This is a genomic window from Streptomyces sp. NBC_01431, from assembly GCF_036231355.1.
Classification (GTDB): Bacteria; Actinomycetota; Actinomycetes; order Streptomycetales; family Streptomycetaceae; genus Streptomyces.
Genome location: NZ_CP109496.1, coordinates 5,454,241 through 5,465,926 on the forward strand (window position 1 = coordinate 5,454,241; position 11,686 = coordinate 5,465,926).

At 70.6% G+C, this 11,686-nt stretch carries 10 protein-coding genes; 1 reads left to right on the forward strand and 9 read right to left on the reverse strand.

Annotated elements, in window-relative coordinates; translation table 11 throughout:
* Positions 1 to 34: 34 nt before the first annotated feature.
* From OG522_RS24950 to OG522_RS24965, 4 genes are read right to left on the reverse strand one after another with little or no spacing between them, the layout of a single operon-like run.
* Positions 35 to 1,021, reverse strand: a complete 987-nt coding sequence (locus OG522_RS24950) for a Gfo/Idh/MocA family protein (protein WP_329465218.1) — start codon at positions 1,019 to 1,021, stop codon at positions 35 to 37.
* Entirely contained in the window at positions 1,014 to 2,471 is a 1,458-nt protein-coding gene (locus OG522_RS24955) for an NDP-hexose 2,3-dehydratase family protein (protein WP_329465219.1), read from the reverse strand. The genes OG522_RS24950 and OG522_RS24955 overlap by 8 nt, the downstream gene beginning before the upstream one ends.
* 53 nt (positions 2,472 to 2,524) lie before the next feature.
* A complete protein-coding gene (rfbH, locus tag OG522_RS24960) occupies positions 2,525 to 3,826 on the reverse strand; it encodes a lipopolysaccharide biosynthesis protein RfbH (RefSeq protein ID WP_329465220.1) in 1,302 nt (433 codons plus the stop codon).
* 39 nt (positions 3,827 to 3,865) lie between these two features.
* Entirely contained in the window at positions 3,866 to 4,891 is a 1,026-nt protein-coding gene (locus OG522_RS24965; RefSeq protein WP_329465221.1) for an NAD-dependent epimerase/dehydratase family protein, read from the reverse strand.
* A gap of 122 nt (positions 4,892 to 5,013) precedes the next feature.
* On the opposite strand from OG522_RS24965, the gene OG522_RS24970 reads away from it, so the two are divergent.
* A complete protein-coding gene (locus OG522_RS24970; protein WP_329465222.1) occupies positions 5,014 to 5,637 on the forward strand; it encodes a dTDP-4-dehydrorhamnose 3,5-epimerase family protein in 624 nt (207 codons plus the stop codon).
* A gap of 153 nt (positions 5,638 to 5,790) precedes the next feature.
* Here the strand turns inward: OG522_RS24970 and OG522_RS24975 are convergent, their stop codons facing one another.
* From OG522_RS24975 to OG522_RS24995, 5 genes are all read right to left on the reverse strand, one after another.
* Positions 5,791 to 7,395, reverse strand: a complete 1,605-nt coding sequence (locus tag OG522_RS24975; protein ID WP_329465223.1) for an FAD-dependent oxidoreductase — start codon at positions 7,393 to 7,395, stop codon at positions 5,791 to 5,793.
* The gene (gene rfbB / locus OG522_RS24980) at positions 7,392 to 8,426 is read right to left on the reverse strand and encodes a dTDP-glucose 4,6-dehydratase (RefSeq protein ID WP_329465224.1); all 1,035 of its coding nucleotides are present in this window, start codon (positions 8,424 to 8,426) and stop codon (positions 7,392 to 7,394) included. The genes OG522_RS24975 and rfbB overlap by 4 nt, the downstream gene beginning before the upstream one ends.
* The gene (locus OG522_RS24985; RefSeq protein WP_329465225.1) at positions 8,423 to 9,490 is read right to left on the reverse strand and encodes a glucose-1-phosphate thymidylyltransferase; all 1,068 of its coding nucleotides are present in this window, start codon (positions 9,488 to 9,490) and stop codon (positions 8,423 to 8,425) included. The genes rfbB and OG522_RS24985 overlap by 4 nt, the downstream gene beginning before the upstream one ends.
* Before the next feature lie 109 nt (positions 9,491 to 9,599).
* Positions 9,600 to 10,175: an NADPH-dependent FMN reductase gene (ssuE, locus tag OG522_RS24990; protein WP_329465226.1), complete on the reverse strand. Its 576-nt coding sequence runs from the start codon at positions 10,173 to 10,175 to the stop codon at positions 9,600 to 9,602.
* 338 nt (positions 10,176 to 10,513) lie between these two features.
* The gene (locus OG522_RS24995; protein ID WP_329465227.1) at positions 10,514 to 11,656 is read right to left on the reverse strand and encodes a MupA/Atu3671 family FMN-dependent luciferase-like monooxygenase; all 1,143 of its coding nucleotides are present in this window, start codon (positions 11,654 to 11,656) and stop codon (positions 10,514 to 10,516) included.
* Positions 11,657 to 11,686: the final 30 nt, after the last annotated feature.

The following is an 11,686-nucleotide window of genomic DNA, read 5'->3' on the forward strand; positions in this document are numbered from 1 at the left end:
CTCTTGTCACGCACTTCTTGTTACGCACTTCTTGTCACCCGTTGCCCTGGTGGGTCGCCCGCGCCCGCACCGCGTCGAGCAGACTCGCCTGTTCCAGGCACTCCCCGGCGTCCGGCGACCGGCCGGCACCTGAGCGGACCGCGCGCACGAACGCCTGGACGGTCGCGGCGACTTGGTCGTGCGGGGCCAGCATCAGTTCACGCGGCCCGTGCGCGTCGGTGATCCACACCGCCGGCTTGTGGTCGGCGGGAGGCGTGAACGCCGGCTCGACCCGGATCCGCCCCTGACTGCCCCACAGTTCGTACGCCGAGCGGTACGCGTGCTCCATGCCGAAGGCCAGCTGGCCGAGCACCCCCGAAGGGGAGCGGACCAGCACGGCGCCCGAGGTCTCCACCGCCGAGCCGTCCGTGTGCTCAAGGGCGGCGCCGACGATCTCCAGGCCCGCGCCGAGGAAGTACAGCGCCGCCCGCACCGGGTAGTAGCCGACGTCGAGCAGGGCGCCGCCGCCGAGTTCGGGGCGATGCCTGATGTTCCCCGCGGGCAGTGCGGGGATCGCGAACGCGGCGCTGAACGCCCGGAGTTGACCGATCGCGCCGCTCGACACCAGCTCCCGTACGACCGAGTGCTGGGGGTGATGGACGAACATGACGTTCTCCATCAGCACCAGGCCCGAGGCGCGCGCCAGGTCGAGCAGCGCCTCGGTGGTCGGCCGGTCGGCGGTGAGCGGCTTCTCGGCCAGGACGTGCTTGCCCGCGCGCAGCGCCCGGCCCGCCCACTCGGCGTGCAGAGAGATGGGCAGCGGGACGTAGACGGCGTCCACGTCGTCCCGTTCCAGGACCGCGTCGTAGGACTCGACCGGCGCGCAGCCGAACTGGGCCGCCACCTCCCGAGCGCGGGTGCCGTCCCGGCTGGCCACTGCCGTCAGCTCGACGTCGGGGTCCGCCGCCATGGCGGGCAGCACCCGTCGGCGGGCGATGTCGGCGGTGCCGAGGACGGCGATGCGCAGGGGTCGTTCAGTCATCCGTCTGATGTCCCATGGCGTTGAGGCAGGCGAGGAGCGTCCTGGCCTGCACATTGACGTAGTGTCCGTGTTTGATCAACGCCGTGAGCTGTCCGATCGTTACCCACTGATAGCCGGTCGGTGGCTCGATGGGTGCGTCGTGTTCGTCCGCCTCGATGACCAGATAGCGGTTCTCGGCGTACAGGAACCGGCCGCCCTCCTCCGAGTGGATGGCGTCGTAGCGGATGCGCTCGGGCGCCGCGTCCAGCACGAGGTCCAGGAATGGCGGGCGGACCTGGAGGCCCTCGAAGTTGTCCGGGGAGCACTGCACGGTGGGGGCCAGTTCGACGGTGTCGAGGAAGCCGCCCTCGACCTTGGCGTTGGCCAGGACGTGCAGCACGCCGTCGAAGGAACGCGTCAGGAAGGCCGCGATGCCCCGGCTGCACGGCTCGATCAGGGGCTGGGTCCAGCTGGTCACCTCGCGGTTGCCGGCCTGCACCTCGACCGCCACCACGTTGAACCAGCGGCCGTCGTCCTTGCCGATGCGCGCCTCGTCGCGGGTCCAGCCGGGCACCTCGTCCAGCGGTATGCGGTCGGCCTGCACGTCGTAGCGCGAGCGCTCACAGGTGAACCAGGACAACAGGTCGACGTCCGTGAGCAGGGCGCCCGCCCGGGGGTCGCGGGAGCGGGCCAGAGACTGGCTGAAATCGTCCCCTCGCACGGCGCCCGCGCCGAAAGCGGGCAGACAGGCCAGGACGGTACGCGAGTCCATGTTCACCAGGTTGTCCTGGTGCAGGAGTTCAAAGATCTGACTGAGCGTCAGCCAGCAGAAGTCCTCGTCGAGCGGGACGTCGCCGTCCACCTCGACGATCATGTTGCGGTTGCTCTTGTGGTAGAACCACGAGCCGTGCTCGGACTGGAGCACATCGGCCAGGACGCGGCCCCGCTCGGCGCCCGTGAAGTACTCGATGTACTTCACGTCGGTGCCCTTGTGAACCTTGGTGTAGTTGCTGCGGGTGGCCTGCACGGTCGGGGAGAGCTGGAGCAGATTGCGGTTGCCCGGCTCCATCTTGGCCTGCATCAGGAAGTGCAGTACGCCGTCGAACTCCTTCACCAGGATGCCGAGGATGCCCACCTCGGGCTGCTTGATGATGGGCTGGTACCACTCCTTGTGGGGTCCGTCATCGGTCGTGACGTGCAGCCCCTCCACGCTGAAGAAGCGCCCGCTGGAGTGCACCAGGTTGCCGGTGTCCGGCTCGAAGGACCAGCCGCGCAGCTTGGAAAACGGGATGCGCTCGATGTGGAAGCGGCCCGCCTTCCTGCGCTCGGCGAACCAGTGGTGGAACCCCCCGGTGGTCAGGAGCCCGGCGGTGCTGGCCGCGGACGCCGCGATCCGGTCGGCGACCGACACCGGCTCGCGGGGCTGGACCACCGGCTGAAGCTCAGTCAGCTCCGCAAGTGTCGACGACATGTACGCTCTCTCCTCGTCAAGTTGCCTGTGGTGGCGGGGTGTTGGGCGGACCGTCACCAACCGGCGACGAAGTCCCGGATCGAGTTCGTCATGAAGTCGGTGTGCTCGTCGGTGAGCCCGGGGTAGACGCCGATCCAGAAGGTCTGCTCGGTGATGATGTCGGAGTTGGTGAGGTCGCCCACGATCCGGTGCGGGGCGTCCACGTAGGCGGGCTGACGGGTGAGGTTTCCGGCGAACAGGTTGCGTGTTCCGATCTTGCGCTCCTCCAGGAAGTTCACCAACTCCTTGCGCCGGAAGGGCGCGTCGGGGTCGACAGTGATCACGAAGCCGAACCAGCTGGGCTCGCTGCCGAGGGTCGCCTCCGGCAGGATCAGGTGCGGCACGCCCTCCAGGCCCTCCCGCAGGCGCTGCCAGTTGTGGCGCCGGGCGGCGGTGAAGTCGTCGACCTTGTCGAGCTGGGTCAGGCCGAGCGCGGCCTGGAGGTCGGTGGCCTTCAGGTTGTAGCCGATGTGCGAGTAGATGTACTTGTGGTCGTAGCCCGCCGGCAGGGTGCCCAGCTGGTACTGGAAGCGCTTGAAGCAGCGGTCGCTCTCGCCCGGCTCGCACCAGCAGTCCCGGCCCCAGTCGCGCAGCGACTCCACGATGCGGGCCAGCGCCAGGTTCGAGGTCAGCACACAGCCGCCCTCGCCCATCGTCAGGTGGTGCGCCGGGTAGAAGCTGACCGTCGTCAAGTCGCCGAAAGTACCGGTGAGTTGACCGTTGTAGAGCGAGCCGACCGCGTCGCAGTTGTCCTCGATGAGGAAGAGGTCGTTCTCCTCGGCGATCTGCGCGACCTCGGCGACCTCGAACGGGTTGCCGAGCGCGTGCGCGACCATGATGGCCCGCGTCCTCGGACCGACGGCGGCCTTGATGCGCTCCGCGGTCGTGTTGTACGTCTTCAGCTCGACGTCCACGAAGACCGGGATGAGGCCGTTCTGCAGGATCGGGTTGACGGTGGTCGGGAAGCCCGCGGCCACCGTGATGACCTCGTCGCCCGGCTTGAGGGCGCGGTCCTCCAGGTGCGGCGAGGTGAGCGCCGACATGGCGAGCAGGTTGGCCGAGGAACCGGAGTTCACCAGGTGGGCCTTGCGCCGCTTCATGTAGCGGGCGAACCGGGACTCGAACTTGCGCGAGCTGGTGCCGGCGGCTATCCGCATGTCAAGGGCCGCCTCCACCAGGGCCACCCGGTCGGCCGGCTCCAGGACCGCGCCGGACGGCCAGATCTCGCTGACCCCCGGCACGAACTCGCGGGACGGCTCCTTCTCCAGGTGGTACTCCCGTACAGAATCGAGAATCCGTGCCTTGGTGTCACTCATCTTGGCTGCCTCCATGGTCGTCAGTTCGGCACGAAGCCCTCAGCGGTGATCCGACGCGGCCATCGTCGTGCGGGCGACTTGAAGGGCACTGGACAACGACTCGCGATGGGCCGCGTGGCGGGCGTGGGCCAGCAGATCGCGCAGCGAATCGTCCAGGCTGCGCAGCGGCCGCCAGCCGAGCAGTTCCTTCGCGAGCCCGATGTCCATGCACTGCCACTCGGCCTCGGGCGGCCGCCCACCCGCGCCCGGCGCCTCGACGATCTCGGCGGCCGCGCCCGCCAGTTCGGTCAGTCGCACCACCAGGCTGCGGACCGAAGTCGCCTGCCCGCCACCGATGTTGAGGACCCGGCCGCAGACCTCGGAGCGGGCCGCGGCAAGCGCCGCATCGGCCACGTCGCGTACGTCCACGAAGTCGCGGTGGGCGAGCAGCGGGGCGAGCCGCAGCGGCTCGGCGGCCGAGGTGGCGAGATGGTGCGCCACCATGCCGAGCAGACTGGCCCGGTGGGTGCCGGGCCCCGACACGTTCGAGACGCGCAGCACGAGCCCGTCCGCCTCGCCCGCCGCCGCGGCGTCGAGCAGCGCACGGGCCCCGGCCAGCTTCGAGCGGCCGTACGGGGTGACCGGCGCGGTCGGGATGTCCTCGGTGATGCCCGTGCGCGGAACGGGGCCGTACTCGTGCACCGAACCGAGCTGGACCAGCCGCGGCCGGCGGTCGAGCAGTGCGGTCGCGGCCACCAGGTGCCGCACCAGGTCGGCGTTGGCGCGCGCCATGTCGTCCTCGGTGGCCTGCCACACCGCGCCCGCCGCGTTCACCACAACCCCCGCGCCACACTCAGCGAGCAGCTGCGCGATCCGGCCCGGCTCGGCGCCCACGATGTCAAGGGGGATGATTTCATGGGGAGTTGGCTCGTTCCGGGCGGCTCTGGCGACGCCGGTCACCCTCCAGCCCGCGGCGCCGAACACCTCGCAGACGTGCCGGCCCACGAACCCCGTGGCGCCGAGCACCACCACCGACCCGGCCCCACCGCCACCTCTGCCGCCTGCTCTTCGGTCGTTCACCGACACCGGTCCTACCTCCTGGTCGCGCGGTTTGAGCGGCACTGTGACCGGTGGCGCTCGGGGACCGCTGGACAGGTGGTCATGCGGCGCTACCGGGACTTGAGTCGGGGCGCCTACCGTCCGGGGCCATGAGGATCGAAGAGACCGCCGTACCGGACGCGTACCGCATCATGCCTAAGCTGCTGACGGACTCCCGCGGCAGTTTCCACGAGTCGTACAGATACGACCTGCTCGCCGCCGAGACCGGGCACGAGTTCGTGCCGCGCCAGGTCAACTACTCGGCCTCCTCGCGCAACACGGTGCGCGGGCTGCACGGGGTGGCCATCCCGCCGGGCCAGGCCAAGCTGGTCAGCTGTGTGCGCGGGGCGCTGCTCGATGTGGTGGTGGACGTACGGGTCGGCTCACCCACCTTCGGCCGGCACACCACCACCGTCCTCGGCGCGGACAACGGGCGGGCCGTGTTCGTGGCGGAGGGGCTCGCGCACGGGTTCGTGGCGCTGACCGACGACACGTGCATCAGCTATCTCTGCTCCACGGAGTACGTGCCGGGTACGCAGCTCGATCTGCGGGCGTTCGATCCGGAGCTCGGGCTGCCGTGGGCGCGGTGGCTCACGGGTGAGCCGGTGCTGTCGGAGAAGGATGCGGCGGCGCCTACGGTGGGTGAGGCTGCTGAGCTCGGGTTGCTGCCCACGTATGCGCAGTGTCTCTCCCTTTACGGGAGGGGTTCTGAGGGTGCGCGGCACGCCGCCTAGCCGCTTCCGCCGGTCGGTTTTCGGCTGCGGACCGTAGGGGCTGGGCGCGCAGTTCCCCGCGCCCCTGTAGGTGACCCGGCGCCGGAGGCCTCGGCGCACACACCACTTGGGCCCGTCCCCGGAGACTTCCGGGGGCGGGCCCAAGTCGTGTTCTCAGTGCGTCAGTTGACGGGATTCTGCCGGGTGGATTCCCAATGAGGTCAGTGCGTTCGACGGGGACTCCTTTGCTGTGCCTCTCGCGGCCAGGTAGCCGTCGGGGCGGATCAGGAGCCAGGTGCCCTCGGGGGCGCCCAGGTCGGTGGACAGGTGGCCGGCCGGGTCGGACAGGGTGTCCGGGCCGGGGGTGTTGACCGTGCGGACGCGGATGGAAGGGCCGTAGCGGACCTCGGGGGGCTCGCCGAAGGTGAGCAACAGCCATTGCGGGCGCTGGAGTTCGGAGATCATCTCCTGCCAGCCGGGGCTGGTGGCCAGGACCGGCGCCGTCACCCGGGCGACCCGCTCACCGGGGCGCACCCCGGTCGAGGGGGCCGAGGCGTGAGCCAGCGGACCCGCCCCGTAGCCGAGGCCGAGCGCCGACATGCCGCCCATGATCTTGCGCTGGATGCGGCCCTTGACGGGCGGCAGCGAGCGCAGCACCGTGAACGCGGCGCGCAGCGCGGCCGCCGCCCTGCGGCTCTTGAGCTGGACCAGCATCGTCGCCATCCGGGTGGTGCGCAGCAACTCCGCACCCACCGGCACCCGTTCGTCGCTGTAGGTGTCCAGGAGGGACTCCGGTGCCTCGCCGCGCAGGACCGTGGCCAGCTTCCAGGACAGGTTCACCGCGTCCTGGACGCCGGTGTTCATGCCCTGGCCGGAGGCCGGGCTGTGGACGTGCGCCGCGTCACCGGCGAGCAGTACCCGGCCCGTGCGCATCTGGCCGATCATGCGCTGCTGGATGGTGAACACCGAGACCCAGGACGGCGATTCGACGACGGCCGGCTTGCCCGTACCGGTGCTGATCTTCGCCGAGAAGCGCCGGGCCACCATCGCGTCGTCGCCGCCGTAGGACGTCTCCGCGGTGTCGAGCAGGCGCCACTTGCCGGGCTCGGGGAACGGCACCATCATCACGGTGCCGGTGGGCGTGCGCATCCAGTGGATGCTGTCCTTCGGCAGGTCGCAGTGGACGGTCGCGTCCGCGATGAGCCAGGTCTCGCTCGACTCTCCCTCCAGCTTCAGGCCGAGCTGCTTGCGGATGGTGCTGTGGCCGCCGTCCGTGCCGACCAGCCAGTCGGCCGCGACGGCCTCGGTGTGCCCGTCGGTGTGGACGAGGCGGGCCCGCACGCCGTCGGTGCCGTGGTCCTCGAACTCTTCGAGGCGTACGCCCCATTCGACCTCGACGCCGCGGCGGGACACCGCGTCCCTCAGCACTTCCTCGGTGATGACCTGGTCGACCATCAGCGTGAACGGGAAGCGGGTGGGCAGCCGGCTGTAGTCCGTGTCGAAGCGGATCAGACGGCGGCCGTTCTGGTGCAGCGTGAAGTGCTCCACCCGCTGGCCGCGCGGCAGCAGCTCGTCCAGGATGCCCATCTGGTCGTACGTCTCAAGGGTGCGGGCGTGCGTGGCGAGCGCCCGGCTGGTGGTGGCGGGGCCCGCCGCCGCGTCCACGAGCCGGACCCGCACGCCGTGCCGGGCCAGCTCGTGGGCGGCGCTGAGCCCGACCGGCCCGGCGCCCACGACCAGCACCTGAGGTGCGGGCGCCGTTTCGCTGGGCAGTGTCACTTCTGGCCCTCCTGCGGCGCGTGCTTGACCGCCTTCCACCAGCCCGGGTTGTCGCGGTACCAGGCGGCGGTCTCGGCGAGCCCGTCCTCGAAGGAGATGCGCGGGGCGTAACCGAGCTCCTCGGCGATCTTGGCCTCGCTGAGCGAGTAGCGCAGGTCGTGGCCCTTGCGGTCGGCGACCCGGACCACCTTCGACCAGTCGTTGCCGGTCAGCTCAAGGAGGCGCTCGGTGATCTGGCGGTTCGTCTGCTCGTTGCCGCCGCCCACGTTGTAGATCTCGCCCGCCCGGCCGCGCTCCAGGACGAGCTGGATGGCGCGGCAGTGGTCGTCGACGTGCAGCCACTCGCGGATGTTGGCGCCCTCCCCGTACAGCGGGACCGTCTCGCCTTCGAGGAGGTTGGTGACGAAGCGCGGGATCAGCTTCTCGGGGTGCTGGTAGGGCCCGTAGTTGTTGGAGCAGCGGGTGATGGACACGTTCAGGCCGTGGGTGCGCCAGTAGGCGCGGGTGATGAGGTCCGAGCCCGCCTTGGAGGCCGCGTACGGGGAGTTGGGAAGCAGCGGCCACTCCTCGGTCCAGGAGCCCTCGTCGATGGAGCCGTACACCTCGTCGGTGGAGACGTGCACGACGCGCTGGACGCCGGCACGCAGCGCCGCCTCCATGACGTTCTGGGTGCCACCGACGTTGGTGGCGATGAACTCGGCGGCCGACTCAAGCGAGCGGTCCACGTGGGACTCGGCCGCGAAGTGGACGACCGCGTCGTGGCCCGGGAACAGCTCCAGGAGCAGCGGCAGGTCGCAGATGTCGCCCTGGACGAAGGTGAGCCGGGGGTGCGAGGCCGGGAGGTTCTCGCGGTTGCCCGCGTAGGTCAGTTTGTCGAGGACGGTGACTTCGGCGTTCTCGTACCCTTCGTAGCCGCCCTGAAGGAGGGTGCGTACGTAGTGCGAGCCGATGAAGCCCGCGCCGCCGGTGACCAGGATCTTGTTCATGCCGCTCTTCTTCGTCGGGGCCGGGTTGGGGTCGGTGGTGGTCATGCCGCGACCTCCACGCGGGTGTGGTCGCCGACCACCAGGCGGTGGTGGCGGTTGGCCAGGTCGATGCCGGTGACCGCGGCGGACCGGCCGAGCAGGGAGCCGTGCAGGCCCCGCACCGCCGAGATCGTCGCGCCGTCCAGGGCGATCGAGTAGTCGAGGTGGGTGCCGGACAGGACGCAGTCGCGGCCGATGGAGGTGTGCGGTCCGACGTGGCTGTCCTCAAGGACCGTGCCCGCGCCGATCACGACGGGGCCCTCCACGAAGGAGCGGGTGATCTTGGCGCCGGGCTCGACGACGACCGCGCCGATCAGCACGCTCTGGTCGTCGACGTCGCCCTCCACGCGGCGCTCGATGCCGTCGAGCAGCATCTGGTTGCACTCCAGTACGTCCTCGACGCGGCCGGTGTCCTTCCAGTACCCCGAGTACTCCTGGGCCCGGACGGTGGCGCCACTGGTCACCAGCCACTGGATGGCGTCGGTGATCTCCAGCTCGCCGCGCGCGCTCGGCACGATCGAGTCGACGGCCTCGTGGATGGCCGGGGTGAAGAAGTAGACGCCGATCAGCGCCAGGTTGGAGCGCGGCACCGGCGGCTTCTCCACCAGCCGCTCCACCACGCCGGTCGCGTCGACCTCGGCCACACCGAAGGCGCGCGGGTCCTCGACCTGGGCGACGAGCACCTGCGCGGCCGGGCGCAGCGCGTGGAACTCGGCGGCGGCCTCGGCGATGCCCTCGGGAAGCATGTTGTCGCCGAGGTACATCACGAAGTCGTCGTCGCCGAGGAAGTCCTGGGCGAGCTGCACGCACTGGGCCAGGCCCTTGGGGCTCTCCTGCGGGATGTACGTGATCTCGACGCCGAGCCGGGAGCCGTCGCCGAGCGCCTCGGCTATCTCCTCGACGTGGTTGCCGACGATGATGCCGATCTCGGTGACACCGAGGTCGCGGATGTTGTCCAGCACCCGCTCCAGGACGGGCTTGTTGGCGATCGGGATGAGCTGCTTGGGCATGGAGTAGCTGAACGGGCGCAGTCGGCTACCCGTACCGCCGCTCAGAACCAGAGCCTTCATGGGGTCCTCTTCCGTCGTGGGTCAGTCGCGGTTCGGTCGTGCTTCGGTCGTGCTTCAGTCGTGGTCGACACATCAACAGGCTTAGGGCTGGCAGGAGTTGCGTACGGGCTCAGGCTGCGGGAACCAGCCGGACGGTCCGGGCCGGACCCTCCGCGAGGCTCTCCACCAGCTCGGCGAACGTGTCGGTGGCCCCGTGCAGCAGGGCGAGCGTGTCGGGTTCGAGGCCGGCGAAGCCGCCCGGCCCCTTGCGGATGCCGCCGGCGTGCACGAAGAAGCTCTCCGCGACCGCCTTCGGCTTCATCGACATCAGGACCGGGCGCAGCCCGTAGTCCAGGGCCAGGACGTGGGCGAGCGAGCCGCCGGTGGCCAGCGGCAGCACGACCTTGCCCTCAAGGGCGAACTGCGGCAGTACGTCAAGGAACGACTTGAGCAGTCCCGAACAGCCCGCCTTGTAGACGGGGGTGGCCAGGACGATGGCGTCGGCCCTCGCGAACCGGGCCGCGGCGTCCGCCAGTTGGGGATGGTCCACCTCGGCCCGCAGGAGTTCGGCCGCGGGCAGGGTGCGCACGGCAAGCGTCTCCACGCGGTGCCCGCGGCCGGCGAGCCGGTCCGCCGCGAGGGTGAGGACCTGGTGGGTGCTGGAGACCGGCGACGGACTGCCGGAGACGGCGAGGATCGTCGGCATGGGACAACCTCCTGAGAAAGGATAAGGAGAGGCTTGTGCGGGGGTGAGGGGCCCTCGGGCGCCGCCCGGGGCGGATGTCCGATATCCACTGGGCGCAGTGCCGGGGGACGGGGCGGCTGGTTGGGCACCCGTGCCGGTCGTGACGGGTGGCGGTCCGTCCGGCGGTGGCAGGCGGCGGGCTGGGCCTGCGTGTCGACTGCGGCAGGTGGTCGGCCGGGGCCCGCGCCGGCGGCGGGCGGATGGCTGATTGAGGACTCCCCGGCGGCCGTGGCAGGTGGCTGGTCGGCCTGCGCGCCGCCCGTGACAGGTGGCGCCGGGGCCCGGCCGCGCCATTCGGGTCAGGCGGCCAGGACCCGTTCGGCCGGGGTCGAGGCCTCGCGGTGGACGGCGGCGAGCCGTTCCAGGGAGGCGAGCACCAGCTCCGGGTCGGCGACGAAGTCCACCAGGCAGGCGATCTCGTCCACCCCGGCCGCACGCACCCGGCGGGCGGTCTCGGTGCACTCCTCGACCGAGCCGATCAGCGAGTTCCCGGACAGGTACCGGTTGACGCCCAGTTCGGCGAGCTTGCGCTGGGCGCTCACCGCGGAGAGCACCTCGCGGCCCTGCTTGTTGCCGCTCATCCGGCCGCCGGCCTCGACGGCAAGGGCCTCCAGGTCGATGGCGGAGAGCAGATAGTCGCGCAGGCTGCCGCCGCCCACCTCGCGGGCCTCGGCCGCGTCGTCCGCGACGTAGGTGTGCATCATCACGGTGATCTTGCCGGGGCCCTCCCAGCCTGCCTCGGCGCGCGCCGTCCGATACAGCGCGATCTTGTCGGAGAGTGACTCGACGTCCTGGTTCTCCAGATGGGTCAGGACGTTGCAGCCGAGCCGGCCCGCCTCTCGGAAGGTGGCTTCGCTGCGCGATGCGGTCACCCACACCGACAGGTCGTCCTGCACCGGGCGCGGGAAGACGGGCAGCGTGGTCTCGGCGCCCAGCGGGTTGGGGCCGGTCCAGTGCCCGGTGCGCCAAGCCGTCCGGATGTCCGTCACATCCCTGATCATCTGCTCGCGCCGGGTCTCGTACTTCTCCGGCGCGATCACGAAGTCGTTGACGTTCCAGCCGGAGCCCACCGAGATCGCGACCCGGCCGCCCGAGATGCCGTCCACCATCGCGAAGTCCTCCACGATGCGGGCGGCCGGGTGCAGCGGCGTCACGACGCTGCCGGCCCGGATCTGGATGCGGCTGGTCACCGCGGCGATGGCCGCCGAGGTCACCGCGGGGTTGGGGAAGGCGCCGCCGAACCGGTGGAAGTGCCGCTCGGGCGTCGATACGAAACCGAAGCCCAGCTCGTCGGCGCGGCGGGCCGCGTCCAGCATCAAACGGTAGGTCTCCTCTGCCCGGTCGCCGACCGCGGCGAAGAAGAAGACACCGAAGTCCAGCCGCCGCTCACCTGCCGAGCCGTCCGCACCCTGACCGCCGGTCTGCCGGGAATCCGCGTTCATTTAGCGCTGCCTCCTTCCCCGTCGGACGTC

Coding starts and splice junctions, on each gene's coding strand:
- OG522_RS24950 (WP_329465218.1), bottom strand. CDS start 1,021: ATGACTGAACGACCCCTGCGCATCGCCGTCCTCGGCACCGCCGACATC.
- OG522_RS24970 (WP_329465222.1), top strand. CDS start 5,014: ATGAGGATCGAAGAGACCGCCGTACCGGACGCGTACCGCATCATGCCT.
- OG522_RS24955 (WP_329465219.1), bottom strand. CDS start 2,471: ATGTCGTCGACACTTGCGGAGCTGACTGAGCTTCAGCCGGTGGTCCAG.
- OG522_RS24995 (WP_329465227.1), bottom strand. CDS start 11,656: ATGAACGCGGATTCCCGGCAGACCGGCGGTCAGGGTGCGGACGGCTCG.
- rfbH (WP_329465220.1), bottom strand. CDS start 3,826: ATGAGTGACACCAAGGCACGGATTCTCGATTCTGTACGGGAGTACCAC.
- OG522_RS24985 (WP_329465225.1), bottom strand. CDS start 9,490: ATGAAGGCTCTGGTTCTGAGCGGCGGTACGGGTAGCCGACTGCGCCCG.
- rfbB (WP_329465224.1), bottom strand. CDS start 8,426: ATGACCACCACCGACCCCAACCCGGCCCCGACGAAGAAGAGCGGCATG.
- ssuE (WP_329465226.1), bottom strand. CDS start 10,175: ATGCCGACGATCCTCGCCGTCTCCGGCAGTCCGTCGCCGGTCTCCAGC.